This is a genomic window from Brevundimonas sp. NPDC090276 (assembly GCF_044772165.1).
In the GTDB taxonomy this organism is placed as follows: Bacteria; Pseudomonadota; Alphaproteobacteria; order Caulobacterales; family Caulobacteraceae; genus Brevundimonas.
Map to the genome: position 1 here is coordinate 1,041,705 of NZ_JBIVYK010000001.1, position 25,918 is coordinate 1,067,622.

The 25,918-nt window shown below is 66.8% G+C and carries 28 protein-coding genes; 10 read left to right on the plus strand and 18 right to left on the minus strand.

All coding sequences use genetic code 11. From position 1 onward, the window contains the following. Window positions 1-20: 20 nt before the first annotated feature. The 3 genes from ACIQTU_RS05085 to ACIQTU_RS05095 all read right to left on the minus strand — a co-directional run bounded on the left by ACIQTU_RS05085 (window position 21) and on the right by ACIQTU_RS05095 (window position 2,655). The gene (locus ACIQTU_RS05085) at window positions 21-353 is read right to left on the minus strand and encodes a hypothetical protein (protein WP_400543248.1); all 333 of its coding nucleotides are present in this window, start codon (window positions 351-353) and stop codon (window positions 21-23) included. Between the two features lie 111 nt (window positions 354-464). Beyond that, entirely contained in the window at window positions 465-1,094 is a 630-nt protein-coding gene (locus ACIQTU_RS05090) for a hypothetical protein (protein ID WP_400543251.1), read from the minus strand. Window positions 1,095-1,125: 31 nt separating this feature from the next. Beyond that, window positions 1,126-2,655, minus strand: coding sequence for a UbiD family decarboxylase (locus ACIQTU_RS05095; protein WP_400543253.1), 1,530 nt, complete (start codon window positions 2,653-2,655; stop codon window positions 1,126-1,128). A gap of 158 nt (window positions 2,656-2,813) precedes the next feature. On the opposite strand from ACIQTU_RS05095, the gene ACIQTU_RS05100 reads away from it, so the two are divergent. Next, on the plus strand, window positions 2,814-3,203 hold the full coding sequence (locus ACIQTU_RS05100; protein ID WP_400543256.1) for a hypothetical protein: 390 nt from the start codon (window positions 2,814-2,816) through the stop codon (window positions 3,201-3,203). Here the strand turns inward: ACIQTU_RS05100 and ACIQTU_RS05105 are convergent. The 9 genes from ACIQTU_RS05105 to folE all read right to left on the minus strand — a co-directional run bounded on the left by ACIQTU_RS05105 (window position 3,200) and on the right by folE (window position 10,420). After that, entirely contained in the window at window positions 3,200-3,853 is a 654-nt protein-coding gene (locus ACIQTU_RS05105; RefSeq protein ID WP_400543259.1) for a Pr6Pr family membrane protein, read from the minus strand. The two genes, ACIQTU_RS05100 and ACIQTU_RS05105, sit on opposite strands and share 4 nt — an antisense overlap. Then, the gene (locus tag ACIQTU_RS05110) at window positions 3,853-4,101 is read right to left on the minus strand and encodes a helix-turn-helix domain-containing protein (protein WP_400543262.1); all 249 of its coding nucleotides are present in this window, start codon (window positions 4,099-4,101) and stop codon (window positions 3,853-3,855) included. The genes ACIQTU_RS05105 and ACIQTU_RS05110 overlap by 1 nt, the downstream gene beginning before the upstream one ends. Before the next feature lie 39 nt (window positions 4,102-4,140). Continuing rightward, window positions 4,141-4,995 carry an aldo/keto reductase gene (locus ACIQTU_RS05115; RefSeq protein ID WP_400543265.1) on the minus strand — a complete coding sequence of 285 codons (855 nt, stop codon included), beginning with the start codon at window positions 4,993-4,995 and terminating at the stop codon, window positions 4,141-4,143. Between the two features lie 44 nt (window positions 4,996-5,039). Further along, entirely contained in the window at window positions 5,040-5,906 is an 867-nt protein-coding gene (locus ACIQTU_RS05120) for an alpha/beta fold hydrolase (protein WP_400543268.1), read from the minus strand. Between the two features lie 51 nt (window positions 5,907-5,957). Next, window positions 5,958-6,368: a hypothetical protein gene (locus tag ACIQTU_RS05125; protein ID WP_400543271.1), complete on the minus strand. Its 411-nt coding sequence runs from the start codon at window positions 6,366-6,368 to the stop codon at window positions 5,958-5,960. After that, window positions 6,365-7,162: a hypothetical protein gene (locus ACIQTU_RS05130; protein WP_400543274.1), complete on the minus strand. Its 798-nt coding sequence runs from the start codon at window positions 7,160-7,162 to the stop codon at window positions 6,365-6,367. The genes ACIQTU_RS05125 and ACIQTU_RS05130 overlap by 4 nt, the downstream gene beginning before the upstream one ends. Before the next feature lie 24 nt (window positions 7,163-7,186). Beyond that, the gene (locus ACIQTU_RS05135) at window positions 7,187-9,028 is read right to left on the minus strand and encodes a gamma-glutamyltransferase family protein (protein WP_400543277.1); all 1,842 of its coding nucleotides are present in this window, start codon (window positions 9,026-9,028) and stop codon (window positions 7,187-7,189) included. 138 nt (window positions 9,029-9,166) lie between these two features. After that, complete coding sequence (locus ACIQTU_RS05140) at window positions 9,167-9,607, minus strand: biopolymer transporter ExbD (RefSeq protein WP_400543279.1); 441 nt, start codon at window positions 9,605-9,607, stop codon at window positions 9,167-9,169. Between the two features lie 195 nt (window positions 9,608-9,802). Continuing rightward, a complete protein-coding gene (gene folE, locus ACIQTU_RS05145) occupies window positions 9,803-10,420 on the minus strand; it encodes a GTP cyclohydrolase I FolE (RefSeq protein WP_400543281.1) in 618 nt (205 codons plus the stop codon). 127 nt (window positions 10,421-10,547) lie between these two features. Here folE and cysS point away from each other — a divergent pair, with 127 nt between their 5' ends. Then, a complete protein-coding gene (cysS, locus tag ACIQTU_RS05150; protein ID WP_400543283.1) occupies window positions 10,548-11,999 on the plus strand; it encodes a cysteine--tRNA ligase in 1,452 nt (483 codons plus the stop codon). 68 nt (window positions 12,000-12,067) lie between these two features. Here the strand turns inward: cysS and ACIQTU_RS05155 are convergent, their stop codons facing one another. Further along, window positions 12,068-13,351, minus strand: a complete 1,284-nt coding sequence (locus tag ACIQTU_RS05155) for a lytic murein transglycosylase (protein WP_400543285.1) — start codon at window positions 13,349-13,351, stop codon at window positions 12,068-12,070. A 367-nt stretch (window positions 13,352-13,718) separates the two neighbouring features. Between ACIQTU_RS05155 and ykgO the strand changes: the two genes are divergently transcribed. The 4 genes from ykgO to ACIQTU_RS05175 all read left to right on the plus strand — a co-directional run bounded on the left by ykgO (window position 13,719) and on the right by ACIQTU_RS05175 (window position 15,863). Next, window positions 13,719-13,844: a type B 50S ribosomal protein L36 gene (gene ykgO / locus ACIQTU_RS05160; RefSeq protein WP_006274063.1), complete on the plus strand. Its 126-nt coding sequence runs from the start codon at window positions 13,719-13,721 to the stop codon at window positions 13,842-13,844. Window positions 13,845-14,063: 219 nt separating this feature from the next. Beyond that, window positions 14,064-14,339: a DUF2312 domain-containing protein gene (locus tag ACIQTU_RS05165; RefSeq protein ID WP_331032779.1), complete on the plus strand. Its 276-nt coding sequence runs from the start codon at window positions 14,064-14,066 to the stop codon at window positions 14,337-14,339. A gap of 209 nt (window positions 14,340-14,548) precedes the next feature. After that, window positions 14,549-14,848, plus strand: a complete 300-nt coding sequence (locus ACIQTU_RS05170) for a hypothetical protein (RefSeq protein ID WP_400543781.1) — start codon at window positions 14,549-14,551, stop codon at window positions 14,846-14,848. Window positions 14,849-15,191: 343 nt separating this feature from the next. Continuing rightward, entirely contained in the window at window positions 15,192-15,863 is a 672-nt protein-coding gene (locus tag ACIQTU_RS05175) for a DUF6602 domain-containing protein (RefSeq protein ID WP_400543288.1), read from the plus strand. Between the two features lie 127 nt (window positions 15,864-15,990). Here ACIQTU_RS05175 and ACIQTU_RS05180 read toward each other — a convergent pair whose 3' ends face one another. Next, window positions 15,991-16,185, minus strand: coding sequence for a hypothetical protein (locus tag ACIQTU_RS05180; RefSeq protein WP_400543290.1), 195 nt, complete (start codon window positions 16,183-16,185; stop codon window positions 15,991-15,993). Between the two features lie 32 nt (window positions 16,186-16,217). After that, window positions 16,218-16,979 carry a 7-alpha-hydroxysteroid dehydrogenase gene (gene hdhA, locus ACIQTU_RS05185; RefSeq protein ID WP_400543293.1) on the minus strand — a complete coding sequence of 254 codons (762 nt, stop codon included), beginning with the start codon at window positions 16,977-16,979 and terminating at the stop codon, window positions 16,218-16,220. 156 nt (window positions 16,980-17,135) lie between these two features. On the opposite strand from hdhA, the gene ACIQTU_RS05190 reads away from it, so the two are divergent. Beyond that, window positions 17,136-17,717, plus strand: coding sequence for a DUF805 domain-containing protein (locus tag ACIQTU_RS05190; RefSeq protein WP_400543296.1), 582 nt, complete (start codon window positions 17,136-17,138; stop codon window positions 17,715-17,717). Between the two features lie 7 nt (window positions 17,718-17,724). On the opposite strand, the gene ACIQTU_RS05195 is transcribed toward ACIQTU_RS05190, so the two are convergent. Together ACIQTU_RS05195 and ACIQTU_RS05200 are read right to left on the minus strand one after the other, a co-directional pair. Continuing rightward, entirely contained in the window at window positions 17,725-19,176 is a 1,452-nt protein-coding gene (locus tag ACIQTU_RS05195) for a sigma-54-dependent transcriptional regulator (RefSeq protein WP_400543299.1), read from the minus strand. Between the two features lie 114 nt (window positions 19,177-19,290). Continuing rightward, complete coding sequence (locus ACIQTU_RS05200; RefSeq protein WP_400543302.1) at window positions 19,291-21,084, minus strand: DUF4153 domain-containing protein; 1,794 nt, start codon at window positions 21,082-21,084, stop codon at window positions 19,291-19,293. 209 nt (window positions 21,085-21,293) lie between these two features. Here ACIQTU_RS05200 and ACIQTU_RS05205 point away from each other — a divergent pair, with 209 nt between their 5' ends. Continuing rightward, complete coding sequence (locus tag ACIQTU_RS05205; protein ID WP_400543784.1) at window positions 21,294-23,093, plus strand: M3 family oligoendopeptidase; 1,800 nt, start codon at window positions 21,294-21,296, stop codon at window positions 23,091-23,093. 3 nt (window positions 23,094-23,096) lie between these two features. On the opposite strand, the gene ACIQTU_RS05210 is transcribed toward ACIQTU_RS05205, so the two are convergent. After that, window positions 23,097-23,915 carry a universal stress protein gene (locus tag ACIQTU_RS05210; RefSeq protein ID WP_400543305.1) on the minus strand — a complete coding sequence of 273 codons (819 nt, stop codon included), beginning with the start codon at window positions 23,913-23,915 and terminating at the stop codon, window positions 23,097-23,099. A gap of 102 nt (window positions 23,916-24,017) precedes the next feature. Between ACIQTU_RS05210 and ACIQTU_RS05215 the strand changes: the two genes are divergently transcribed. Beyond that, window positions 24,018-25,373, plus strand: a complete 1,356-nt coding sequence (locus ACIQTU_RS05215; protein ID WP_400543308.1) for a serine hydrolase — start codon at window positions 24,018-24,020, stop codon at window positions 25,371-25,373. 74 nt (window positions 25,374-25,447) lie between these two features. Further along, a complete protein-coding gene (locus ACIQTU_RS05220; protein WP_400543311.1) occupies window positions 25,448-25,696 on the plus strand; it encodes an aa3-type cytochrome c oxidase subunit IV in 249 nt (82 codons plus the stop codon). Window positions 25,697-25,918 lie beyond the last annotated feature (222 nt).

Genomic DNA, 25,918 nt, shown 5'->3' on the forward strand with positions numbered 1-25,918 from the left:
GTTCGCTCTGACAAGCCCGATCAGCCGTTCCGTTTGGCGCGGAGGCGTTCGACGGTGGCCTGGGCCTCCTGGCGGCGCGCCGTATGGTTCTGCCATTCCGCGCGCTGGGCCTCGGTCAGACCGCCCGAGGCTTCGTTGGCGGCTTCCAGATCCGCCAGTTTTTCATCGAGGGCGACCATTTCATCTTCGGCGGATTCCAGGCGATCCTGCTCCGCCTCGGACAGGCGCGGACGCGGACGTGGCGCCGAACGGCGGGCGCCTCCGACCAGTACTTGTGCATCAGCCGGCGTGGGAATGTGCACGACTGGCGCTGCGATCATCAGGGCCAGACCCAGGACCAACGCGGACTTCATCAGGAAACTCCATGTGATTTTTTCCAAGGCTACGTTGGGATGACAAAGACGTCATCTAAAAATCGCATTGAAGCCACAATTGAGTAATCGTCGTTACTGCCGACCTCAGCTTCAGCCCGCACCAGTCATCGGCGACCATCCACCCGTTGACGCCAGCTCTGCCGCCGAGCGAGCCATCTGCCACATCATGTAGAGCAGCGCGACGATCAGGGCGCCGACCGCCACCCGCCGCCAGGGCGCGAAGGCCGCGGTGGCGGTTGCCGCCACAAAGATGGCGACGCCGGTCCACAGCGTGACGGAACTGGCGACCTTGGCGAACCCCGCGTCTGCCTGGGCCAGGATGACGACCATGACCGCCACGATCAGGTTGGCGCCCAGGATGCAGCCGAACACCAGCTTGCGATGGGCCCAGAAGTGGGCGTCCAGATCGACCCGCTCATGCGCGCCCTCGGCCGTAACGCGGGGGAAGGTGACGCTGGCCGCCACATAGAAGGTCGCGGCGATGCTCAGGCTGACCAACAGCAGGAAGGTATTGAACGGCGCCCCGCGAAAGATGACCCAGGCCTGGTTCCAGAAGGTGGCGATGTCGATGGCCACGAACAGGGCGAGCGCGGGCGTCAGCCAGCCGAAGCGGATGCGTTCGCGCTCATGCAGCACCCGCGCGAAGCCGCCGACCAGTTCGGCCACCGACAGGCCCAGCAGCAGGCCGTAGAAGCTGAAGAAGAACTCGTACGCGCTCAAAATCGCCCCCCGGCGCTGCTAACGGCTCAGCCTATTTCCAGATCGGCGTCTTGTCGCCCGGCAATCCCAGGCGGTCCCAGATGTCGTTGACCCGCTCGACCACGGCCGCATCCATGCGGATCTCCTCGCCCCATTCGCGCTTGGTCTCGGGCTCCCACTTGTCGGTGGCGTCCAAGCCGATCTTGGACCCCAGACCGCTCTCGGGGCTGGCGAAGTCCAGATAGTCGATGGGGGTGTTCTCGATGACGGTGATGTCGCGCGCCGGGTCCATCTTGGTCGAGACAGCCCACATGACGTCCTTCCAGTCGCGGGCGTTGATGTCGTCGTCCACCACGATGATCCACTTGGTGTACATGAACTGCCGCAGATAGCTCCAGCAGCCCATCATCACGCGCTTGGCGTGGCCGGGATAGGCCTTCTTCATCGACACCACGGCGATGCGGTAGCTGCACCCCTCGGGCGGCAGCCAGAAGTCGGTGATCTCAGGGAACTGCTGGCGGATCAGCGGGATGAAGACCTCGTTCAGGGCCTCGCCCAGCACCGACGGTTCATCCGGCGGGCGGCCGGTGAAGGTGGTCAGATAGATGGGGTTCTTGCGCATGGTGATGGCGCTGACCTGGAAGACCGGGAATTTCTCGACCGAGTTGTAGTAGCCGGTGTGGTCGCCGTAGGGGCCTTCGTCCTCGAACTCGTCCAGCAGGACGTGGCCTTCCAGCACGATCTCGGCGTTGGCGGGGACCATCAACGGCACGGTCTTGCAGGGGACCAGTTCGGCCTTGGAGCCGCGCATCAGGCCGGCGAACTGATACTCCGACAAGGTCTCCGGCACCGGGGTCACGGCGGCCAGGATGGTGCCGGGGTCGGCGCCCAGAACCACGGCGCAGGGCAGGGGCTCGCGTTTTCCGGCCTTCTTGTGCCGGGCGTAGTGCTGGGCGCCGCCGCGATGGGCCAGCCAGCGCATGATGGCCTTGTCCTTGCCCAGGACCTGCATCCGGTAGATGCCCAGGTTGAAGTCGTCCTCGCGATCGTCCGACGGCCCCTTGGTCACGACCAGGCCCCAGGTGATCAGGGGGGCAGGCTCGCCGGGCCAGCAGCCCTGGATCGGCAGGGCGGTCAGGTCGATCTGATCGCCCTTCAGCACCACCTCCTGCACCGGGGCCTTCTTCACCGTCTTGGGCCGCATCGACATGACGGTCTGGGCTAGGGGCAGCATCTCCATGGCGTCGCCCAGCCCACGCGGCGGCGTCGGGTTGCGCAGGAAGGCCAGCAGTTCGCCGACCTCGCGCAACTCGCCCGCCGTGGTGCGTTGCTTGCCCTCTAGCGTCACGCCCATGGCCACCCGCTTCACCGTGCCGAACAGGTTGGCCAGGCAGGGAATGGGGCTGATCGAGCCGTCCGGCATGACCGGCTTCTCGAACAGGACCGCCGGGCCGCCGTTGCGCAGCAGTCGCGTCTGGATCTCGGTCATCTCCAGATGGGTGGAGACGGGCTCGGACACGCGAACCAGTTCGCCGTCGGCTTCGAGGGTCGCAATGAAATCGCGCAGGGACTTGTAGGCCATGCGGTGAGGCTTAGGCGGACGCGAGCCGTCTGTCACCTTGCGCGCAAGGATTGAGCCGAAGCGCGAGATGTGATCTTTCTGATTACATTGGTATCAATAATCGGGTGAGGCGACGACGAAATCGCCTAAGCGGCGCGTTCGAGCTTCCAAGCGTCCACATGAAGATGAAATTGGCGCTGTTGGTCATGGTCTTTGGGCTGTCTGGGTGTGCAACCCAACCGGCCATCGCGCCGAGCACCGACATTTATCGCAAGATGTCCTGTGACTTTGCCTATGGGGGCCTTGGCTTTCATGAAGGCAACGCCGTGATTACGGCGACCTCGGCGGGCACTCTGTCGCTGGTGGTTGAGGCCAGTCAGAGATGCTCGTCGGGTGTCATCAAAATTGTGGGGCTTTCCGACAGGGCAGGCGATGAGCTGAGCCGCGCGCGGGTCAGCGCTCTGCGTGACTATATGAAGCTGTTTGGCGTCACCCAGTACGAATTCGCGGCTCAAGCTGAGGAGCCGGGGAAGATGGAGCTTCAATGGGTAGGGCCGACTGCCCGTTAGGCGGCGGGGCTAGCGGACGCGCGGCTTCTGTCACCTCGTCCGAAGGTGCGATCAAGCGCCACGATCACAAGGCCGACGATCAGGAAGAAGATCAACAGGCCGACGAAGTTCAGCAGCACCCGCCCCAAACCGAGCGCGCCGACGTCGACGAAGGGATAGGGCCACCAACCGCTCAGCGCGCCGTGGATCAGGGTCCAGCCGCCATAGACCAGCGGAAAGATCAGCCACCGGGCCGGATCCTTCCAGTTCAGGCGGCCCTTGGGCGCGAACAGCAGCCAGTCCAGAACAAAGGCGGCGGGCATGACATAGTGCAGCAGGCTGTTGCCCAGCAGGGCCAGACCTTGTGGGTTCCAGGTCGGGGCCAGCAGGAAGTGGTACACCACCCCGACCACCACGATATACATGGCCATGGCCGCCCGCACGGCCTCGCCCGCGAACCAGCGCCCCATCCGACTGTTCGGCGTCACGACCGGGGCGGTCAGGGCCAGGGCCACCAGAATATTGCTGAGGATGGTGAAGTAGCTGAAGAAGTTCAGCGTCAGCTCGCCCGCGCTCCTGTCCGGGTTGTCCGCGAGCGTCACCCCGTACTGCAGGCCGAGCGCGAACCAGCCGACGCAGGCGAAGACGGCGCGATAGAGACGGGCGACCATCAGTACCCCGGCGTGTCCGACACCAGCGCCCATACCGGCAGGTGCAGGGCGCGGGTGGCGGCGTCGATGCCGGCGGAATCCAGATGCTCTCGCCCCGCCTCGACCCGGCGCAGGGCCTCGGGCGTCAGGTCGAGGGCGGCGGCCAGATCATCGGCGGCGACGCCCCGGTGGTCGCGCCAGCGCCGGATGCGGGCGCCGACGACGACGTCCATCGGATCAATCCCCGGAAAGCCCAGAACCGAACCCATGGCGTCCTCCCGACGCTGGCGTCCTATGACGCTGTGAGGTCAGGCATCCTGATCCCATTGGAAGGCCGCGTCCAGCCAGTCGCCCAGGCGGCCGTCGGGACGGGCCAGGGCGTGAATGCGGGACATGTCGTCCGCCGACAGTTCGAAGTCGAAGATGTCGAAATTCTCGGCCGCGCGGCTTTCCTTGGCGGTGCGAGGGATGGCGACGACGCCCTGCTGGATGATCCAGCGCAGGGTGACCTGGCCGTTGGTCTTGCCGTGGGCCTTGGCGATGTCGCCGATTACGGCGTCGTCGGCGATCTTGCCCTGTGCCAGCGGCGACCAGGCGGTGATCGAGGAGCCCAGCTCGCGCGCCGTCTCGATCAGGGTCTTCTGCGACAGGTAGGGATGGTATTCGACCTGATTGGTGATCAGCGGGGCCTTGGACAGGGCCGCCGCCTCGCGGAACAGGGCCGAGGGGAAGTTCGACAGGCCGATGTGGCGGGTGAAGCCCTGTTCTTGCGCCGCGTTCAGGGCGTCGATGGTCTCCTTGAGCGATGGCGTCGGCTTGGGCCAGTGCAACAGCAGCAGGTCGGGCGTCAGGCCCAGGCTGATGGCCGATTCCTCGGCCTGGCGCAGCAGGGCGTCGCGGTGGAAGTGCTCGACCCAGATCTTGGTGGTGACGAAGATCTCCTCGCGCGCCACGATCCCTTCAGCCACGGCGTCGGCGATGCCGTCGCCCACGGCCTTCTCGTTCTTGTAGATCCAGGCCGTGTCGATGTGGCGATAGCCGATGCGCAGGGCCTCACGGACCATGCGCCGCGCGTCCTCGGCTTCCAGCTGCCAGGTACCGAAGCCCAGAAGCGGAATCTCCACGCCCGAGGCGGTGACGGTGGGCTGGTCGGAATAGGGCATGGGGAGGCTCCGCGGGATCAGGAGGGCTCGATATAGGCGCCCGATCAGGCGTCGCCATTGTCCAGCCAATGGAAAATCCGCGCCCACAAAGGCTCCATCCCCTTGCGGAAGGCCCCTTCATGGCCAATGCGCCGCGCGCCGAAGTCGCCCGGCGTGTGGACGCTGATCTCGGATGGGGCTTTGGGGTAGACCGTGAGCAGGTCGCGCGCCGTGTTCGGCGTGGCGATGGGATCGTCGGTGAAGATCCACGAGCGGATCGGGGCGGTCACGGCCTCATAGTGGTGCGGCCGCAGCGTCGTTTCCAGCTCGCGCGAGAAGTATTCCCGCTTCAGGCACCAGCGCCGCCAGGTGGTGAAGACCCCGCGCGGCAGGTCGGTCCCGCCCCACAGACCGCCGCCCTTGATATAGCCGTGCCGCATAAGGCTGAACGGGCCGAAACCCAGCCAGAAGAAGAGCTCCATCGGATTGTAGGATCGGTGGTGCCCGCCCCACCAACCAGTGCCGACCGAGACGAAGGCGTGGCGCTCGATCCGGTCCTGATTGTTCATGAAGCCCAGAAAGTGCCCGCCGACGCTGTGACCGACATGGACGACGCGCAGGCCCGGCGCCGCCGCGATCAGGGCGTCCAGAGCGGCGGGCATATCCAGCCGACCCCAGTCGGGATAGTCCATCGCCATCCCCTTCAGATCATCGGGCCGCGACCCGGCTATGCCCCGGAAGTCATAGGTCAGCACCGCCGCGCCCTGCTCGGCCAGATGCCGGGCAAACCGTTCGTAAAAGCCCTTGGGAAAGCCGGTCCCCGATGACACCAGCACCGCAATGCGCGGCTCGGCCGCGGAGATCAGGCGCATCGACAGCGGATAGCCGTCGGCGGCCGGGGCGGTGAAGTCGCGGGTCACGAGCTCGGTCATTGGGTCCGTCCTGTTTGGAAACGAACTCTAGGTGATTGACGTGGCGTCAGGTCAAGCGGTCGTGACGACATCAAGCGCCGTGACCGCCGGCACCAGGTTGCGCTGCATCTGGAACGGGCCCGACCAGTCGCCGTGGATCACCCAGCGCCCCGTGATGCTGTTCCCGTCCGCCGATATGGAACCGACATAGTCTATGGTGTGGGTCTGCCCGCCGCCGTTCGGAAACTTGGTGAAAACCAGTCGGCCATCGAAATGATGCCCTTCTAACTGCGCCGGGATCGGTGGAGCACCAATGGGGCCGAGGTTGTCCGGCTCCAGCGTGGACCCTGTGACCTCGCCGCCGACGTCATGAAGCTGGGCCTTGAACGGCGTCGGCGGCAGGGCGTCGTCCGGGTTGAACTCGGCGTCCACCGGATAGAAATAGACGCCGGTCCAGCGGCCGGTAAGATCGACCGGCGTCAAGGCGCGACTGGCGGCGAGGCCGTGACCGGGCCGAGCGCCAGCAGGCCGTCGAACTTTCCGTCCTGCTGGGGCGCCAGGGCGACGCCGCGCGTTGCCAGGTCATCAGTCTCAGGGACCGGCGCCGGGCCGCAGTCATCCAGGCACATCCAGGCCTCGCCGCCCTGATGGGCGAGGGTCAGCGACAGGGTCTCTTCAGGCCGGATATGGGCGGCGGCGGGCAAGCCCAACGGCGAGCCGACGCGGCGGACCTTTTCCGCATGGACCCGTCCAACCAGCGCGAGAACGCGAGCCTGTGGTCGCGCCATGGCCTGACGTCCCCAGAGGACGGCGCGATCCATTTCCGAATAGGACTGGCGAAAGCCCTCGATACGAGGGCTGTCCGGCACGGAGGCGACCAGGGTCAGGTCCTTGCCCGCCTTCGCCATGCCCCGCAGACGCAGCAGCAGGTCCAGCATGGCGCCGCTGCCCCGCCCATCATGGTGGACGAAGGGGCCGTATTCATAGGCGGCGAGGGTGGCCCGCGCGGCAGTGTCGCTGTCGGCGGCCATGAAGGCGTCCAGCGTCGGCTGCATCTGCACCGGGTACTCGACCGAGACCGTCACCGGCCCCTGTTCCAGCGCCGCGCAGACCAGGTCGGCGAAGGCTGCGGGGGCTTCGGTCGTGCCATGGGTCTCGCCGACGAAGACATAGCGGACGTCGTCGCGCCAAAGGGCCTCGGACCCTGCGACAGGACGGCACCCGTCAGACCAGTCGAGCGCCGACAGCAGCCCGGCGGCGACAAGAGCGGCGATCATGAGCGGCTCCTCAAGATGATCAGATCAATAGGCCAGGGCGTTGCCGTCCTTGCGCATCTCGGTCGCCGCGCCGTAGGTCCAGCGGCCCTGTTCGTTGATCTGCTTCATGACGTTCTGATAGCCGCCGAAGCCGCCGTCGGGCGGGCCGAGGTCCCAGCCCATGGCGGTCAACTGCTGCTTGGTGGCTTCAGGCACGCCGGATTCCAGGTGCAGCTTGCCGACACCCTCGGCGGGCTGGCCGGTCGGTTCGGACGAGCCGTAGTGCTGCCAGCGGGGGCTGTCGCCGGCCTCCTGCGGGTCCAGGCCGTAGTCGACCATGTTGATGATGATCTGGGCCTGACCCTGCGGCTGCATCCCGCCGCCCATGACGCCATAGGCCATCCACGGCTCGCCGTCCTTGCAGGCGAAACCGGGGATGATGGTGTGGAAGGGGCGCTTGCCCGGCGCATAGACATTGGGGTGGCCGTCGGTGAGCGAGAACAGCTCGCCCCGGTCCTGGAACATGAAGCCCAGGGTGCCGCCGTCCGGGCCGTCTGGCGTCAGGCCCGAACCCATGCCGCGATAGTTGGACTGGATCCAGCTGACCATCATGCCGTCCTTGTCGGCCACGCTGAAATAGGTGGTGTCGCCCTGGGTCGGGGCGTCGCCGGGGAAGACCCGGTCCATGACGCGGTTCGGGTTGATCAGCCTTGCCCGCTCGGCGGCGTAGGCCTTGGAGTTCAGCCACGCCGTCGGAGCCTTGGCGAAGCGCTCGTCGGCGAAGTAGCGGGCCCGGTCCTCGAAGGCCAGACGCTTGGCCTCGGCCTGGACGTGGATCGAGGCGGCGGACTGGAAGCCCATGGCCTTGAGGTCGAACTGCTCGCAGATGTTGAGGATCTGGTTGGTCGACAGGCCCTGGGTGTTCGGCCCCAGGGAATAGACCTCGACCCCGCGATAGGTGGTCATCAGCGGCTCGACCCATTCGGTGCGGTGGGCGGCCAGGTCGGCGCGGGTCATCCAGCCGCCGATGCGCTTGAAATAGCGTTCGATATGGTCGGCGATGACGCCGTCATAGAAGGCGTCGCGGCCGCCCTCGGCGATTAGGCGCAGGGTGCGGCCTAGGTCGGGATTGGCGAAGACTTCGCCCGTCTTCGGCGTGCGGCCGTGGGGACGGTACACCTTCTTGCGATTGTCGTTTTCCTCGATCTGGGCGTTGGCGCGGTCGAAACCGGCCATGTTGCGTTCCAGATACCAGGCGATGACCTCGGGCACGGGCACGCCCTGTTCGCACAGTTCGGCGACGGGGATCAGAACGTCCTTCCACGGCAGCTTGCCGTAGCGCTGGTGGGCGCTCCACCAGGCGTCGACCGTGCCGGGCACGTTGACCGTCACGGCGCCGTATTTGGGCAGGTAGCCGTCGGGACCGGCCTTGGACCGGGCGGTGGCCAGCGACAGGCCGCGCGGGCTGTTGCCCGAACCGTTGAAGCCGACGACCTTTTTCTGGGCCGGGTCCCACATCAGGCAGAAGGCGTCCCCGCCGATGCCGTTGGCGGTCGGCTCCAGGAAGCCCAGGGCGGCGTTGATGGCGATAGCCGCGTCGATGGCCGAGCCGCCGCGCCTCAGGGTGTCCAGACCGATCAGGGTGGCGGCGGGATGGGCCGTGGCGGCGGCGCCGTTGGCGCCCCAGACCGTCGAGCGGCCGACGAACTTGGGTCCCGTCACCCGGTCGCCGATCCCGACGCCGGCGTAAGGATCAGCCGGGCGTGGCGCAGGAGCTGCAGACTGTACCTGTTCCCGGCGAGGCGTCCCGGTTTGCGCGGCGACCGATCCGGCCCCCGCCAGAAGGGCGCCGGCCGGCAGGCTGGACAGGAAGGTGCGACGACGCATGGCGATTTCCCCCGAAACTCACAGCCGTCATCAAGAACGGCGGCGGGGGGCAGGGCAAGCGCTCTGTTGAAGTCCGGGCAAAGAAAAAGGGCCGCTCCCGAAGGGGCGGCCCTGATTCTTGAGAGCGGAGGGTAAGTCCTACTCGATGTCTTCGTTCAGAAGGCCGACCTTGTAGAAGCCGTTTTCCTGAAGCTTGTTCATGACTTCCATGAACTGGTTGTACTTCACTTCCGGCTGGGCGCGGACGAAGACGCGCTCTTCACGGCAGTCGGTGGTCACGTTCTGAGCGGCGCAGACGTCGGCCGGCAGGGTGGCGACCGAGGTTTCTTTCTCGGCGATGTAGATGCTGCCCGATTCCTGGATCGTGACGTACACGGGTTCCTTGGGCTTCTCATTCGTCTCGCTCGGGATTGCCGGCGGCAGGTCCAGCTTGATCGACACGGTGGCCAGCGGCGCGGCGACCATGAAGATGATCAGCAGCACCAGCATGATGTCGACGAACGGCGTGACGTTGATGTCCGCGTTCTGTTGAATCGTTTTGCCGCCCTGGCCCGCGGGACCGGAAAGTTTAGAGCCCATACGCCGTCGTCTCCCATCACAGCCCGCGTTCTCTGGCGAGCAGCACTCAAAGGTATGTTTCGTGTCTTGGCGTCCCGCGCCGGGCTTGTAAAGGCGTCTTGCGTGACGAATTCGCGTCAGAGGGCAATAAGATTGCATAACCGGCCGCTTCGCAGTTGCGAGACGACCGGTTCAAACCCCTTTCCCGCCCGGCCTTTAGCCCCGCGCCAGTTTCAGGAAGCGGTCGGCCAGGGCTGGATCATTCTTGAAGGCGCCGGTGAAGCGGGTGGTGATGGTCGTGACGTGGCGGTGATGCACGCCGCGCGTGGTCATGCACTGGTGCGCCGCATCCAGCAGGACGGCGACGCCGCGCGGCTGCAGGTGCGATTCGATCGCCTCGATGATGTCGTTGGTCAGCGTCTCCTGGTTCTGCAGGCGGCGGGCGAAGATCTCGACCACGCGCGCCAGCTTGGAGATGCCCACGACCTTCTCGCCCGGCAGATAGGCGACATAGGCCTTGCCGAGGAAGGGAGCCATGTGGTGCTCGCAGTGGCTCTCGATCTCGATGTCGCGCAGGATGACCATGTCGTCATAGCCGGTCACGTCCTCGAAGGTGCGCGACAGCTCCTTGCCCGCATCGGCGTCATATCCGTCGAACCATTCGCCATAGGCGTCGACGACGCGCTTGGGCGTGTCGATCAGGCCGGGGCGCGAGGGATTGTCGCCCGCCCAGGCGATCAGGGTGCGCACGGCCTCCAGCGCCTGTTCGCGGCTGGGGCGCACAACGGCGGTCTCTTCGGTGACGAGGACGGGCTTGGCGGGCGAAGTGCTCATGAACTGATCCAGCGGGGCGGGGAGACCGCCAAGGCTACCTTTTACCAATCAAGTATGACTGTGTATCAGGCCGCTATATGGGACACGTCGTCCGTCCCGCAAGAAAACTCGCAAAAGACTGTCACCCATGCCGTTGCACATCCACGACACCCTTCGCCGTGAAAAGCGCGCCTTCACGCCGCGCGATCCGAACCGGGTGACGCTCTATGTCTGCGGTCCGACGGTCTATGACTACGCCCATATCGGCAATGCGCGCCCGCCGGTGGTGTTCGACGTCCTGGTGCGGCTGCTGCGCCGGACGTACGGAACGGACAAGGTCGTCTACGCCCGCAACGTCACCGACGTGGACGACAAGATCAACGCCAAGGCGGCCAAGGAGGGCGTCGCCATCGGCGAGATCACGGCCCGCTACGAGGCCGCCTATCTGGCCGACATGGGCCTGCTGAACGTCAGCCCGCCTGACATCGCCCCGCACGTCACCGACTACATCGAGGCCATCACGGCCCAGATCCAGGCCATCATCGACGCCGGCAACGCCTACGCCGCCGAGGGCCACGTCCTGTTCGACGTCTCCTCCTATCCGTCCTATGGCGCGCTGTCGGGCCGCAATCTGGACGACATGATCGCCGGCGCCCGCGTCGAGGTCGCGCCTTATAAAAAGAACCCGCACGACTTTGTCCTGTGGAAGCCGTCCAAGGCGGACGAGCCGTCCTGGCCGAGCCCCTGGGGTACGGGTCGTCCCGGCTGGCACATCGAATGCTCGGCCATGATCGAGAAGACCCTGGGGCTGCCCATCGACATCCACGGCGGCGGCATCGACCTGGTCTTCCCGCACCACGAGAACGAGATCGCTCAGGGCGTCTGCGCCCACGGCCACGCCCACGGCGATGCGGCGCACGACGAATACGCCCGCTACTGGATGCACAACGGCTTCCTGACCGTGGATGCCGAGAAGATGTCCAAGTCGATCGGCAACGTCCTGCTGCTGCATGATCTGGTGAAGGCCATGCCGGGCGAGGTGGTGCGCTGGGCCCTGCTGAGCGCCCACTATCGTCAGCCGCTGGACTGGAACCAGACCCTGCTGGACCAGAGCCGCAAGAACTTGGATCGCCTGTACGGCGTCCTGCGCGACGCTGACGCCAGGCTGGGCGATTTCGATCTCTCCACGCTGGAAGAGGCCGAGATGGAGCTGGCCGAGAATGCGCTGGACCCGGTGCTGGACGCGCTGGAGGACGACCTGAATACGCCGGGGGCCATCGCCCAGCTGTTCGGTCTGGGCAACGCCCTGCGCGACCTGCTGAACGACGCCGAGGCCGACATCAACGACGTAGCCATGGCCCGCTGGTCGCTGCAGGAGGCTGCCGGCCTGCTGGGCGTTCTGGCCCTGACGCCCGACGACTGGTTCGAGGGTGGCGATCCGGCGCTGAAGGCTGAGGTCGAGGGCCTGCTGGAACAACGCGCCGTCGCCCGGGCCGAAAAGAACTGGGGCGAGGCGGACCGCATTCGCGACCGCCTGAACGAATTGAACGTGGTCGTTATGGACGGCCCGCAAGGCGCCACCTGGCGCGTGAAGGGCTGATCCCTCGGCAATCCGCAATGAAAAGCCCCGCTGTCGCCAGCGGGGCTTTTTTGTTGGCCTGCGGGGCTTTAGCGCGCCCGGCGGATCAACTCGTCCGCCAGCACGTCGGTCAGATAGCCGTCCGCCACCCGCCCGTTGGCCTGCTGCCAGCGGCGGAGCGCCGCGCGGGTGTTGGAGCCGATGACGCCGTCCACGCCCTGGGTGTCGAAGCCCATCCGCGTCAGGGCCTGCTGGGCGCCGACGCGCTGTTCGCGGGTCAGGGGGCCGTCATTGGGCCAGGCGGCGGTCAGGGCGGGCTTGCCCTGCACCCCGTCGGCGATCAGGCCGATGGCGAGCGCATAGCTGACCGAGTTGTTGTAGCGCCGGATCACATAGTGGTTGGGCAGGGCCAGGAAGACCGGCCCCTTGGCGCCCTGCGGTAGCAGGATGGTCGCGCCCTCGGCGGCTTCGTCCGCATTCAGCGCCGCGCCGTTGGCCAGTCGCACGCCGCGCACCGACCAGAAGGCCCAGTCGTGCTTCGGCCCCTCGGCCTGGCTGTAGTCGAAGTTGGCGGGCAGGATGACCTCATAGGCCCAGCCCTGCCCGCGCTTCCACCCCGCCTGGGCCAGCAGGTTCGCCGCCGAGGCCAGGGCGTCGGCGTCCGAGCCCCAGATGTCGACCTTGCCGTCGCCGTTCTGATCCACGCCCAGTCTCAGATAGCTGTCGGGCATGAACTGGGTCTGGCCCATGGCCCCCGCCCAGCTGCCTTTCAGGCCGCTGCGGGCGCGCTTGCCGTCCACCACGATGTCGAGGGCGTTCTTCAGCTGGTCCTCGGCCCAGGCGCGGCGGCGGCCGTCATAGGCCAGGGTCGCCAGCGAGCGGATGACGTCGAAGTCGCCCTGGACCTGGCCGAAGGCGCTCTCCTGGGCCCAGACGCCCAGCAGGATTTCGGTCGGCACGCCGAATCTCTGGGTCACGTCCCAGGGCACGCGGTCGACGCGCTGGCGGGCCATGGCGATTCGGCTGGGGGCGGTGGCGCTCTGGATATAGGCGCCGGCCGGGCGCGAGAATTCGGGCTGGTTGCGGTCCAGTCGGATAACGCTGGCGTTCGGCGTGACGCCGTTCAGCTCGCGCGAATATTCCCATTTCCGTGCGCCGCCGTGGCGATCGAGGAAGCCCTGTTTCCACGCCTCGAACCCGGCCTGATCATAGGCGTCGGTCAGATCCACGGCGGCAGGCGGCGTTGACGGCGGCGTCGCGGGGGCGGGCTCGACGACAGCGGGCGGAACAGGCTGCGGTTGAGGCGGCGTGGGAACCATGGGCGCGCAGGCGGCGACAGAACCCAACAGGACAAGACGATAGGCGATACGCATGACCACAGGCTAACGCCCCCGAATTCCACTACCAATCACAAGCGCGCGAAGCCAAAAGGGGTTTCCGTGAAAAGGGTTAAGCCGTCGCTAACCCTTTGCGAAAGTCGCCTCTTAACGAACGCGGTTTTACATTTCGGCTCCCTTGGACGCGGCCTGGTGGCGGAGGGGTGACGCGCCGGACGTGCATGTCCGGAGACCCTCCGTTCGACCCGGAGGCCAGGCCTCCAACGGAATCCCCGCGCGGAATGTTGACGAAAGGCGAGGGCCTCTCTATACGCACCGCTCCGCCGCAAGGTCCTGTTCGCAGGGTTTCGCGCATTTGTTTTTGACCGCCCTCACGGGCCTCCAATCTTCGGGACGTCCGACCATGAAGGTCCGCAGCTCGCTTAAGTCGCTCAAGGGTCGCCACCGCGACTGCAAGATCGTTCGCCGCAAGGGCGTGGTCTATGTGATCAACAAGACCGATCCGCGCTTCAAGGCCAAGCAAGGCTAAGACCGCGTCGGCGCCGATCCGGCGCCGCGGTTGCGATATTCAAAGGCTGCGGGCGATGCCCGCAGCCTTTTTCGTGTCCGACGTCAGGCCTCGGCATGGGGCGCGATTCGCCCTTGAGGTCTGTCGGGGCGATTCCCTTCTTGCCCTGCCGCCCCCCGGTCTGCTTGAGAGTGGGGGCACGGTCGCCCGCCGGCCAATTCAAGTTTCGGAGCTTTCCTCATGGCCGACGACGCCCCCGCCTTCGACAATCCCGACGTCCTGACCGCCACGGCCCAGGGCCGTCTGCGCTCGATCATCGAACGCCTGGAGCGCCTCGAAGAGGACAAGCAGGCCGTCATGGTCGACATGAAGGAGGTCTTCGCCGAGGCCAAGGGCGAGGGCTATGACGTCAAGGTCCTGCGCAAGGTCCTGCGCCTGCGCAAGCAGGACAAGGCCAAGCGTCAGGAAGAAGAAGCGATTCTCGACCTCTACCTCTCGGCCCTCGGCGAGATCTGAGGGAGGCGGGCCTGAAGCGCACGCCCTTCAAGCCCCCCAGCGACCGCCCTTCACGCTCCAGCAGCCTGAAGGGCGGCGGCGCATCCAAGTTGCGCTCCAGCGGTTTGACGCGCTCGAACGGCCTTAACGGCGGCCCGAAGGACGGTAGCGCCTCTAATCTGCACTCAAGCAGCCCGAAGGGCGATAGCGCCCCAAAAAAGAAGCCTTCGCTGAGCCCTTGGGAGCAGCAGAAGGAAGTCGCCAAGCGGTCCGCCCTGAACGCCCTGAAACGCGCCCGCCGCTCGGCAGAGAAGGCGGGCGTTTCACTGTCCGAATGGGAAGGCGACTTCCTCGATTCGGTCGGCGAGCGAATCGAAACCCACGGCCGCGCCTTCGCCGACCCCGAAAAGGGCGCCCCGGGTCAGGCCTTTTCGACCATGCAGACCCGCAAGCTCAAGGAAATCACCGCCAAGGCCAACGGCGAGGAAACCCGCCCCTGGATGAAGAAGGCGAAGAAGGCGCAGGAGTGACAGGCGGCTCTCCGCCCTCCCGCCGTCATTCCGGAGCGCGAAGCGAACCCGGAACACAGGCGGCTAGGGCTTTTCCGCGCCTGCCAATGGATTTCGCGCCTGGGCCCCGGATCGCCCCTTCGGCCCGTCCGGGCGACGGCTTGTGGCGCGCTTGGAGATGACTGCTTTCGACCCGTTGTGGACGTTGCGGACGTCCGGTTTGCGTACGGACGTTGGTCGGGCGAGCTCCCCAGTATCGGGTTGCACTCGCGACATAGGTGCAGGCAAATGGAGGGCGACCACGATCTGAGGCGTCCTAATGCCATCTATACTCCGCGCTTACTGCCAGAATGCGCTTCAAGTTTTGGACGCTCAGTTCGCTGTTTCAGCAGCGATGACCCACGGCTCTTCGTTAGGCATGATCCGCGAGCAAGCCATACGAGACTTCTTAGAAAACCATTTGCCCGCTCTGGTCAGTGTAGTTTCTGGGCAGGTTTTCGACGCCGATGGGACCCGCTCAAGCCAACAGGACGTCGTTCTGGTCTTGAAGAGCGTGCCTCGGCTGCCATTCGCTAGTGGCATAGATCTCATCTATGCAGACGGCGTCGTCGCTACGGTCGAAGTAAAAAGCTCGTTGTCAGGGCCGGTTTTGAAGAGCGCTGGCGAAGGCATCAAGAGCGTGCGATCACTAGTCCCGAAAATCATGGGAACGGCAGCGATCGGAGTGTCCCATGACTGGCCATCTACCAGGATTCTCAGCGCGGTTGTTGCCTATGGCGGATCATCGCTCTCAACCCTCCAAACCGTCCTAGAAACCATGACGACCGAAACGCGCCCGGATCTTGTTCTGGATCTAAAGCAAGGACTGCTGGTTCGGAACGAAGGACTTCTGCTGAACGTCCAAGGCTCCTCGCAGGCTTACATACTTATCAATGATCCCGCAGAGGGTTTCATGATGTTCCTAACGTTCCTGACCGAGATCACCGGGACCTTGGCTCATCGGATGGTCAACTGGCGCGGGTACTGGGCGCCTTAGGACAGCCTGCCCTCAGGGCTGTTGGCATCCTCGCATGCTGGGGCACGGCGGGCTGCATCCACGTCTAAGGCTGGATGTCCGCTTTCCACCCATAGAGGACATTCAGCCTGTCCGCTTCAACGCTCGCCTACTTGCTCATCCACGGTCGCGCCGCGCCGGTCTTGATGCGGGCGGCCTGTTCGCGCTGGAAGCGACCGCCGCGCGGCGGTTTGGGGCGGGCGTCGAGCGCTTCCTTCTTCAGGCGAAGCGCGCGCTGCAGGGGCGTTTCGCCCGGAACCTCGGCGGCAGCGTCGGCGGGGGTGTCATCGTGAAGATCGCTCATGCCGACAGCCTAGCACGTCGCGGGGCGCCGGGTCAGTCCAGTTCCTGAAGCCCGCCGCCGGATACGGTCAGAACCTGGCCGCTGACCCATGACGCGGCGGGCGAGCACAGGAAGAGGGCGGCGTTGGCGATGTCCTGCGGCTGGCCCAACCGACCCAGCGGCGTGTGCTTCAGCATGGCCTTTTCGATCTCGGGCGTCAGGACCGTGGACAATGCGTGGGTCTTGATGGCCCCCGGCGCGATGGCGTTGACGCGGATGCCCCTTGGACCCAGGTCGAAGGCCACGTTGCGGGTCAGGTGATTGACCGCCGCCTTGGACGATCCATAGGAGGCCATGCGGCTGTTCTTGTTCTCACCGGCCATCGAGGAAATGTTCAGGATCGCCCCGCCGCCCGCCTGTTCCATCTGGGGCGCGACCATCTGCATGAAGCGGAACATGGCGAAGACGTTGAGCTGGAAGGCCCATTCGAAATCGCTCATCGGCATGTCAAAGGGCTTGGGTCCGCCGCCGCCGGCGTTGTTGGCCAGAATCGTCAGCTTGCCGAAGGCCTTGATCGCGGCGTCCACGGCGGCCTGCCGATGGGCCTCGTCGGTGACGTTGCATTCCAGACCGACGGCCCGGCCGCCCGCTGCGACGATGGCCGCCGCCGCCTCATCGGCGCCGTCCTTGTTCAGGTCGGTGACGATCACGGCGGCCCCGGCCTGGGCAAAGGTCTCGGCGATGCCACGCCCGATGCCGGCGGCTCCGCCGGTCACGATGGCGACGTCGCCGTCCAGCCGAAATGCGGAATCCATGATGTTGAACCTCTTGGTTTGCGGGGAGCCTGAAGCGGATAAGAGGATGGAACGGCTTCGGTTCCCCCGGCCTGGCGACGCCGAGCGGCGAATGGCATAGCTTGGACTCAGGGGCGTGCTGCGGAATGGTCGCAGGGCGATGCAAGGGGGGGAATGATGTCGGCGATTCTGGACGGTTTTCGGCGATTGGCCGACTTCAGCGGTCGGGACCGGCGCGGGCGATTCTGGCCCTATGCGCTGGTGGCTGTGGTGCTGGTCTATGTAGGCTTGATGCTGGCCATGATCCCGGCGATGGCGAGCATGTTTGGCGAGGCGGCGCGCTTTGCTGCTGAAAACCCCGACCAGGCGACGGTGATCGCGGCGCCGGGCCAGTACTCGGTTCAGATCCATGACCCGGCGGGGATGGAGATGCCGGATTTCGGCGCCTTCTTCTGGGTCATGCGGCTGACGGTCGTCGTGGCTGCCGTCCTGCTGGCCGCGGCGGTAACGCGGCGGTTGCATGACACCGGACGGGCGGGGTGGTGGGGTTTGCCGTCGCTGGTGTTTGTCGCGATCGCCACGACCCTGTTTCCCTGGGTGATGGAGCGGGTCATGCAGTCGGACGAAGCCGCGATCGGCCCCTTCTTGCTGCTGTTCGCCAACAACATGCTCTACATCATCAGCCTGATCGGGCTGATCGTCCTGCTGGCCCTGAAGGGGACGCCAGGATCGAACCGCTATGGAGCAGAGCCGGGCTGAGGTCGCCTCAGCCCGCTTCCTTCAACTGCTCTTCCAGCCCCTGTTCGCGAACCTTGCGGTACAGGGTCGAGCGGCCGATGCCGAGGCGTCGGGCGATCTCGCTCATGTGGCCCGAATAGACCTCGATGGCGTGCTGGATCAGGTCGCGCTCGATCTCTTCCAGGGTGCGGACGTGGCCGCGCGCGTCGATGATGCGCACCGGGCTGTCGGGCTGGGTCTCGGCGCCGACATCATTGACCGGCGTCTCGGCGCGCTCGTGCGAGACCACGGGGTTCAGCGGCATGGCGACGCCCGAGATAGCCGGGAAATCGTGCGGCTGCAGCAGCGGCGAGTCCGCCAGGACCAGGGCGCGATAGATCGAATTCTCCAACTGGCGCACATTGCCGGGCCAGTCGTAGCCCTGCAGCAGGGCCATGGTCTCGACGGCGCAGCCGGCGACGCGCTTGCCTTCTTCCACGTTAAAGCGGGCGATGAAGTGCTCGACCAGGGCCGGGATGTCCTCGCGCCGTTCGCGCAGGGCCGGGGCCTCGATCGGGAAGACGTTCAGGCGATAGAAGAGGTCCTCGCGGAAGGCGCCTTCCTTGACCTGCTGGGCCGGGTCGCGATTGGTGGCCGAGACGATGCGGACGTCGACCTTGACTGCGCGTTTCGATCCGACCGGATCGACCTCGCCTTCCTGCAGGGCGCGCAGCAGCTTGACCTGCATGTCCAGCGGCAGTTCGCCGATCTCGTCCAGGAACAGGGTGCCGCCGTTGGCTTCCATGAACTTGCCGGCGTGCTTGTCAGTGGCGCCGGTGAAGCTGCCCTTCTCGTGGCCGAACAGGATGGACTCGACCAGATTGGCGGGCAGGGCGCCGCAGTTGACGGCCACGAAGGGCTTGCCGGCCCGGTCCGAGGCGCCGTGCAGGGCGCGGGCGATGACCTCTTTACCGACGCCGCTTTCGCCGGTGATCAGCACCGGGATGCCGGACTTGGCGGCGCGCACGCCCAGAGCCTTGACCATCCGCATCGGCGGGCTGTCGCCGACGATGTCGTCGAACGAGGTCCGGCCCGAGACGTGTTTCTTCAGACGGCCGATCTCGGCCGACAGTTGCGTCAGTTGCAGGGCGTTGCGCACGCCGATCAGCAGACGCTCCGGCCCGACCGGCTTGACGAAGAAGTCCTGGGCTCCGGCCTGCATGGCCTTGACCACCGTCTCGATGCCGCCGTTGGCCGTCAGGACGATGACCGGCACGGCCACGCCCGCCGTGCGGATCTCCGCCAGGGTCTCCAGCCCCGACAGGCCGGGCATGACCAGGTCCAGCAGCACCACGTCGGCGCCGCCGCCCTTGGTCAGGCGGTCGATGGCCTCGCCCCCGCTCTCGGCGTGGACGACGGCATAGCCTTCGCGGTCGAGCACTGCCTGAATCAGGCGGCGCTGCGTGGGATCATCGTCGACGACCAGAACGGTCTTGGCCATGTGAAACACACCCTAAATCATCACCGTCACGGCCGTCCTCGTTGTTCGGGATCGGCTCGTTTCAACCTGACCCTTAGCAGACAGGGGGTGAAGATCGGGTTTCGGAGAACTGAGTCAGGGGTTAACGGGCGTGATAAACGGCGGGCAGTCGATGCGGGCCTGACGGAACGCCGTCGTTGCTCCGAGCTTCAGGTCCGGCCAGAGGGGCGGGACGGGCGCGATATCCGGCGACTTGATGAGTTCGCGGTGGTCCGCGCCGCGTCGATCGACGCAGGTGTCGACGCGATAATCCGCCCGCGGCCGCCAGCCCTCGGCTTCATGCGCGAAGAGCGTGATCTGGAACCGAGAGGCCAGCAGGATCTCATCACGACCGTCGCCGTTCATGTCGCGCAGAACCGCGACGCAGTCCTCGGTGCCGCTGCAGGCGAAGCGCGGGTCGCCGCTGGAGACGGCGGCGTCGAACCCCTCTGGCAGGACGGCATCCTTGGGCCAGGCGGTGATCCGGGGCTTGCTGGGCGGCGTGGCCCGTTCGTCGTCGTAGCGCGAGGTGGAAGCCTGCGCGCGCTTGGCGCGGGCGGCGATGTCGGCGTCGCCGGAGCGGGCTAGCTCCGCTAGCGCGCGTTGGCCTGACCGACCCGCGCTCCATTTCAGGAAGGCGTAGTCGAACTCGGCCGCGCTGACGGCGCCGCGTTTCAGCCGGGCCATCTGATCCCCGACCGACAGGCGGGCGGGGTCCAGCAGGGGGCTGAACAGGGCCAGGATGACGCCGACGGTCAGGACGGCGGCGGCGACATTGGTGCGCTCCAACGGTTTCATCCACGCCGTCTTCTTCCAGAAGGGCGACAGCGCCGCCCAGCCATAGCCCGCCGCATAGACGACGCCGACCAGGGCGCAGGCCGAGGCGATGATCCGGTCCGGCGTCAGGCCGTGCTGGCCGATGCGCAAGGACAGCCCCCAGACGGCGATCAGGACCAACGGCGTCAGCAGGACGGCGGCGACCCGCACGGCGACGCGAAGCACGACCGGCGGCAGGTTGTCCTCGCGCCCGTCCTGATAGGCGGTGTTGATCAGGATGATCAAAGCGGCGGCGGCCGACAGCACCAGGGCCGTGGCGCTGCCCGTCTTCCACAATCCATCCAGTCCGGTGAAGGGCAGGGCCGCAAGGAAGCCCGCGACCAGAACCGTGATGACCAGCAGCAGCCAGGACAGCAGCATCAGGGCCACGGTCCGCACGCCCCGGATCAGACCGGCCCGCACGTCGGTCAGTTGCACCGCCACGGCGAAGACCAGACAGGTGACGGGGATGGCGAACCATTCCTCGCCGATCAGGTCCGACAGGAAGCTGAGGCCGATGATGCGGAACAGGGCCGCGCCGAGGAAGAGCAGCAGCCAGAAGGCCCCGGTGAAGCCCAGCGACAGGACCAGTTGCACCCCGGCCTTCCACGCCGTGTCGAAATAGTCGTCGAAGTCGGCGATCCAGCGGCGGCTTGCGACCGCCGGGACGATCAGGTGATGAGCGATGAACAGGGCGGTGGCGGCGAAGGCCACAACCGGGAAACGCAGATAGGGCGGGCGGAAATAGTCGCTGGCCTGCTGCGCGGCGTCGTGCCAGCCCAGCAGGGCCAGTACCGCCGCGGCGACCACGCCCCAGAGCGCCAGCGCCTTGGCCGACAACCGTCCGACCCCGGCCAGCAGCATGACGGGCGTAAAGGCGCAGGCCAGAACCAGGGCCGCGAACAGGGGCGGGTAGGTCGCGGGCCAGGTCAGGGCGTCGTGCGTCGCCATGCTGCGATAGAGGCCGTAGAGCAGCAGCCCCTGCACCAGACCGATGCCGAGGCGGGCGACGGCCAACCCCCGCGCGCCGCCCAGCGAGGCGCGGCCGGTCTGGTCGTGGAACGGGTCGGTCATGGCGTGGCCCCCTGAGCTTTGCAGGGAGCTTGGACCGGGGCGGCCAGAAGGGGAAGTCTTCAGCTCATCCTTCGCCCCTGTCAGAAGAAGGCGGCGTCCCTCAATCCCGCTCATCCCGGCGTGCGCCGTGATCCAATCCCTTTCCCGCAAGGGGAGAAGGAAGGGAGTGGTGCTTGCGCCGGCCCGCCCGCGCCCCCACAACCAAGAACATGAACGCGCCCGTCCAGACGACCGACTTCGCCGACGCCCCGCTGTGGGACCTGTCCGACTTCTACGCATCGCGCGAGGATGCGCGCATCGGCGCCGACCTCGACCGCGCCCGGGCGCTGGTCGATCAGATGAACGCCTTCCAGGGCAAGCTGGTCGGGCAGCGCGGCGAGGCGGCGGCTCTGGGCGCGGCCCTGGGCCAGACCATCGCCCTGTACGAGCAGGCGGCGGACGTCATGGGCGGTCTCGGCGCCTACGCCTTCCTCGCGGCCTCGACGGCGCGCGACGATGCGGGCGCTCAAGGGTTCGAGGCCAATATCCGCGAGAAGATGACGGTCATCGCCACCCCGACCGTCTGGCTGACGCTGGAGATCAACCAACTGGACGAGGCCGAGATCGAAGCGGCCCTGACCGCCCATCCCGCCGCCGCGCGCTGGTCGCCCTGGCTGCGCCGGGTGCGGGCGATGAAGCCGCACGAACTGTCCACGGAGCTAGAGACCTTCATCGCCGAGCGCGGACCTATTCAGGCCCAGTGGCCGCGTCTGTTCGACGAGACCCTGGCGGCTTTGCGGGCCGAGGCGGACGGCGAAAGCCTGACCCTGTCCGAAGCCCTGAATCGTCTCAGCGACGCCGACGCGACCAAGCGCGCCTCCGCCGCCGAAGGCCTGTCGAAGGCCTTCGCCGACAAGGCCCAGACCATGGCCATGGTCATGAACACCGTCGCCGCCGACAAGGCGCTGGAAGACAAGTGGCGCGGCTTCAAACGCCCCGCTGACAGCCGCCACCTGGGCAACGAGGTCGACGGCGAGAGCGTCGACGCCATGGCCGAGGCCGTGGCCGAAGCCTATCCGCGCATCTCGCACCGCTATTACGCGCTCAAGGCCCAGGCCATGGGCAAGGCGGCGCTGGATCACTGGGACCGCAACGCCCCGATCGAGGCGACGCCGCCGCGCACCTATGACTGGGCGCAGGCGCGCGAGGTGGTGCTGGCCAGCTTCGCCGACCTCGGCGGCGACTTCGCCGAGCGCGCGGCCTGGTTCTTCGATAGGCCGTGGATCGACGCCAAGGCGCGGCCGGGCAAGCAGTCCGGCGCCTACGCCCACCCGGTGACGGCGGATCGCCACCCCTACGTTTTCCTGAACTGGATGGGCGAGCGCCGCGACCTGCTGACCCTGGCCCACGAACTGGGCCACGGCGTGCATCAGACCCTGGCGGCGGCGCAAGGCTCGCTGCTGGCCGACACCCCGCTGACCCTGGCCGAGACCGCCTCCATCTTCGCCGAGGGTTTGACCTTCGACCGCCTGCTGGCCGAGGCGACGCCTGCCGATCAGCGCGCGCTTCTGGCCGGCCGCATCGAGGACGGGCTGAACACGGTGGTGCGCCAGATCGCCTTCCACCGCTTCGAGACCCGTTTCCACGACGAGCGCGCGGCGGGCGAGGTCTCGGTCGAGCGCCTCGGCGAAATCTGGATGGAGGAGTTGGGCGCCAGCCTCGGCCCGGCGGTGACGCTGAACCCGGGCTATGAGAACTGGTGGGCCTACGTCAGCCACTTCGTCCACTCGCCCTTCTACGTCTACGCTTACGCCTTCGGCGACCTGCTGGTCGCGGCCCTGATGGAGACGCGAGCCAAGGATCCGGCGGCCTTCACGCCGCTGTATCGTGACCTGCTGTCGGGCGGCGGGGCCCACACCTATGTCGAGGCGCTGAAGCCCTTTGGCCTCAACCCCCGCGACCCGGCCTTCTGGACCATCGGCACCAAGCGGCTGGAGCGTCTGGTCGATCAGTTCGAAGCCTTGGGCTAGGCCTCAGTTGCGGGTCTGACGCACCACCAGAACGTCGGAAGGCAGGCGCTTCAACAGGTTGGACGCCTGGCTGCCCAGGGTGGCCTGCACCCAGCCGCTCCGGCCGTGCGAGCCGATGACGACCAGATCGGGCGCATCTCTGAGGACGCGCTGCTCCATCACCGTCTGGACGTCGCCCTTGGCGACAACGGTGCGAACCGCGTCGGGGCGAGGCGGTGCGGCGCGGGCGACAAAGGCGGCCATCTCGGCCTCGGCCTCCTCCCGAGCCGATTCTGTGATGTCGGCCGAGGGCGCGCGCGTCTCGAACGGCACGCTGTAGGCGTTGACCAGTTCAAACTCGGCGTCGGGGAAGAGCCGCAGCGCCGTCTGGAAGGCCTGCAGCGCCCCGTCGGAATAGTCAGTGGCCAGCAGGATAGAGTGATAGGGGCCGCTCGCGCGTCGCTTGACCACCAGGACCGGCTGGCCGGCGTGGCGCACCAGATGGTCCACCGCCGTGCCCAGGAAGAAGTCGCTCAGCCCGTTGTAGCGACCCGTTCCGGTGACGATGGCGGCCGCCTTCTCGCTGTCCGCCAAGGCGGCCAGGACCGTGGGCGCGGCGCCGTGATCCGACACCACGGCGGCCTCGGCCAGAGCGGGCGGCAGCGAGGCGCGGACGGCGCGCAGGATGTCCTCGTCCTGCTCGCGGTCGAAGCCGGGGCCTTCGATGACATGGGCGACGGTGACGGCGGCGCCGATCTGATCGGCCAGCAGGGCGGCGCGGTCCAGCGGTCGGTCACTGCGGGCAGTCAGATCGGTGGCGACGAGAACGGTCGAGGAAGGCATGGGAGCTCCTTGGTCCGGCAGGGCGTTCGCAGCTACATCATGAACGCTGATATGGATGCGTCAACGCGTTGACAGGCTGAACGGGGCTGCGAAGCTTGCGGCATGATGACCCTGTCCCGTTTCGCCGCCGTTGCGGTTGTCCTGGTCCTGCCGAGCGCTGTCGTCGCCCAGGCGCCGCTAGCCCCGACGCCGACCCATCGCGCCCTTGCAGCGGGTTACAAAGCCCTGACAACCTGTAGCGCCGTCCATACGGCGCATGAAGCTGGGGCGAGCCGCGCGCTGGCCAGCGTCGAGGCCAACGAACTGGTCGGCATCTATCCCGAGCTTCAGCCCCTGGTCGCCGCCATGAAGGTCGAAATGGCGGGCGACGTCGTGTCCGTCGCCTGGGACGAGGCCGCGCCGCCGCGCGTCGCCACCTATACGAAAGGGCGCGGCTGCGTGATCGAGCCTATGGGCTATGTCGTCGGCAGCGCCCCGGCCCGGGCGCCATTGGCCCGCCGGACCCCGGCGGCCGAGTTGCCGAGCGCCGCGCCGCGCGGGGATGCGGCGGCCCTGACCGGTGCCGTCGAGCGCGCCTTCGTCCAAGGCTTCGGCGCCGGAACCAATACGACCGGCGTGGTCGTGCTGCAGAACGGACGCATGGTCGCCGAGCACTACGCCCCCGACTTCGGCCCCCGTGTCCCCCAGCGCACCTGGTCGGTGGCCAAGAGCCTGGCGGGGACCCTGATCGGGGCGGCGGTGCAGCGCGGCGAGGTCGATGTGAAGGGGCCGGCGGCGATCGCCAACTGGCGCGGGCGGGGCGACCCGCGTGGCGACATCACGCTGGAAGCCTTGATGCGGATGTCGTCGGGCCTGACCAGCGACACGGCGGGCAACCGCACTGACGCTCTCTATTTCGGCGGCACGGCGGCGGACGAGCAGGCGCCGGGCTGGCCGCTGCTGGCGCCGGTCGGGGCCACCTATCGCTACGCCAACAACGACACCCTTCTGGCGGTCATGGCCATCGCGCCGACGTTCGCGGCCCATCCGCCCGCCGAGCTGTTCGACCGTCTGGGCATGACGCACACCTTCGCCGAGACCGACTGGCGCGGGAACTACATCCTGTCGAGCCAGGTCTGGACCACGGCGCGCGATCTGGCCCGTTTCGGTCAGCTCTATGTTCAGGACGGGGTCTGGGAGGGCGAGCGTATCCTGCCCGAGGGCTGGCGGACCTTCGTCTCGACGCCGTCGGGGCCGCAGCCGCCGACCGGCGCCTTCGGATACGGCGCCACCTTCTGGGTGATGAACCGCTCCGACGGCGTGCCGGCCGACGCGTTCGCGGCATTTGGCAATCGCGGGCAGTATGTGGTGATCGTGCCCAGCCGGAACATTGTCATCGTGCGACGCGGCGAGGACCCGGCGGGCAAGGCTTTCGACATCGCTGCCTTCGCCCGCGACGTTCTGGCTGCGCTTGATTGAGGCTGGGCCTTGAGCAGGACGCCCCGACCGCTATAAGGGCCGTCGAAATCTTGACTCTTTTTCGGAAGACCGGAATGGCCGACCAGCACGCAGACAACGCCGAACACGCCTATGTGCACGGCTCGATGGACATCTCGGAACAGGTTTCGACCTGGCATCTGTTCCAGTTTCTGGCCAAGTGGGGCTCGCTGGCCATGGCTGCGATCCTGCTGCTGCTGACCGTCTGGTTCGCCGTGGGGGCGGGCTTCCTGGCCGGCGCGATCAGCGCCGTAGTGCTTTGCGTGGTCGGCTTCTTCGCCCTGCGTTCCAAGCCCGCTCACTGACGTCTGCGCCGCGATTGCGGCGTTGCGATATTCGAAAAGCCCGTCGGACCATGCGTTCGGCGGGCTTTTTCTTTGGAGTATGTTGCGCGGAGCGGCACGAATTTACCTTTCCTTGCGTCAACTGGCGAGTCTGGCGCAAGGAAATTACGCAGTTGCAGCAATTTCGACTTTGACGGGCCCTTTCGCTTCGTCCTAACGTTCGGGCTCTGGGGGACTTGGGAG

What these genes read in the sequence shown, in the direction of transcription:
- ACIQTU_RS05085 (WP_400543248.1), bottom strand. Translation starts at nt 353, where the DNA reads ATGAAGTCCGCGTTGGTCCTGGGTCTGGCCCTGATGATCGCAGCGCCA.
- ACIQTU_RS05095 (WP_400543253.1), bottom strand. Translation starts at nt 2,655, where the DNA reads ATGGCCTACAAGTCCCTGCGCGATTTCATTGCGACCCTCGAAGCCGAC.
- ACIQTU_RS05100 (WP_400543256.1), top strand. Translation starts at nt 2,814, where the DNA reads ATGAAGATGAAATTGGCGCTGTTGGTCATGGTCTTTGGGCTGTCTGGG.
- ACIQTU_RS05105 (WP_400543259.1), bottom strand. Translation starts at nt 3,853, where the DNA reads ATGGTCGCCCGTCTCTATCGCGCCGTCTTCGCCTGCGTCGGCTGGTTC.
- ACIQTU_RS05110 (WP_400543262.1), bottom strand. Translation starts at nt 4,101, where the DNA reads ATGGGTTCGGTTCTGGGCTTTCCGGGGATTGATCCGATGGACGTCGTC.
- ACIQTU_RS05115 (WP_400543265.1), bottom strand. Translation starts at nt 4,995, where the DNA reads ATGCCCTATTCCGACCAGCCCACCGTCACCGCCTCGGGCGTGGAGATT.
- ACIQTU_RS05120 (WP_400543268.1), bottom strand. Translation starts at nt 5,906, where the DNA reads ATGACCGAGCTCGTGACCCGCGACTTCACCGCCCCGGCCGCCGACGGC.
- ACIQTU_RS05130 (WP_400543274.1), bottom strand. Translation starts at nt 7,162, where the DNA reads ATGATCGCCGCTCTTGTCGCCGCCGGGCTGCTGTCGGCGCTCGACTGG.
- ACIQTU_RS05135 (WP_400543277.1), bottom strand. Translation starts at nt 9,028, where the DNA reads ATGCGTCGTCGCACCTTCCTGTCCAGCCTGCCGGCCGGCGCCCTTCTG.
- ACIQTU_RS05140 (WP_400543279.1), bottom strand. Translation starts at nt 9,607, where the DNA reads ATGGGCTCTAAACTTTCCGGTCCCGCGGGCCAGGGCGGCAAAACGATT.
- folE (WP_400543281.1), bottom strand. Translation starts at nt 10,420, where the DNA reads ATGAGCACTTCGCCCGCCAAGCCCGTCCTCGTCACCGAAGAGACCGCC.
- cysS (WP_400543283.1), top strand. Translation starts at nt 10,548, where the DNA reads ATGCCGTTGCACATCCACGACACCCTTCGCCGTGAAAAGCGCGCCTTC.
- ACIQTU_RS05155 (WP_400543285.1), bottom strand. Translation starts at nt 13,351, where the DNA reads ATGCGTATCGCCTATCGTCTTGTCCTGTTGGGTTCTGTCGCCGCCTGC.
- ykgO (WP_006274063.1), top strand. Translation starts at nt 13,719, where the DNA reads ATGAAGGTCCGCAGCTCGCTTAAGTCGCTCAAGGGTCGCCACCGCGAC.
- ACIQTU_RS05165 (WP_331032779.1), top strand. Translation starts at nt 14,064, where the DNA reads ATGGCCGACGACGCCCCCGCCTTCGACAATCCCGACGTCCTGACCGCC.
- ACIQTU_RS05180 (WP_400543290.1), bottom strand. Translation starts at nt 16,185, where the DNA reads ATGAGCGATCTTCACGATGACACCCCCGCCGACGCTGCCGCCGAGGTT.
- hdhA (WP_400543293.1), bottom strand. Translation starts at nt 16,979, where the DNA reads ATGGATTCCGCATTTCGGCTGGACGGCGACGTCGCCATCGTGACCGGC.
- ACIQTU_RS05190 (WP_400543296.1), top strand. Translation starts at nt 17,136, where the DNA reads ATGTCGGCGATTCTGGACGGTTTTCGGCGATTGGCCGACTTCAGCGGT.
- ACIQTU_RS05195 (WP_400543299.1), bottom strand. Translation starts at nt 19,176, where the DNA reads ATGGCCAAGACCGTTCTGGTCGTCGACGATGATCCCACGCAGCGCCGC.
- ACIQTU_RS05200 (WP_400543302.1), bottom strand. Translation starts at nt 21,084, where the DNA reads ATGACCGACCCGTTCCACGACCAGACCGGCCGCGCCTCGCTGGGCGGC.
- ACIQTU_RS05205 (WP_400543784.1), top strand. Translation starts at nt 21,294, where the DNA reads ATGAACGCGCCCGTCCAGACGACCGACTTCGCCGACGCCCCGCTGTGG.
- ACIQTU_RS05210 (WP_400543305.1), bottom strand. Translation starts at nt 23,915, where the DNA reads ATGCCTTCCTCGACCGTTCTCGTCGCCACCGATCTGACTGCCCGCAGT.
- ACIQTU_RS05215 (WP_400543308.1), top strand. Translation starts at nt 24,018, where the DNA reads ATGATGACCCTGTCCCGTTTCGCCGCCGTTGCGGTTGTCCTGGTCCTG.
- ACIQTU_RS05220 (WP_400543311.1), top strand. Translation starts at nt 25,448, where the DNA reads ATGGCCGACCAGCACGCAGACAACGCCGAACACGCCTATGTGCACGGC.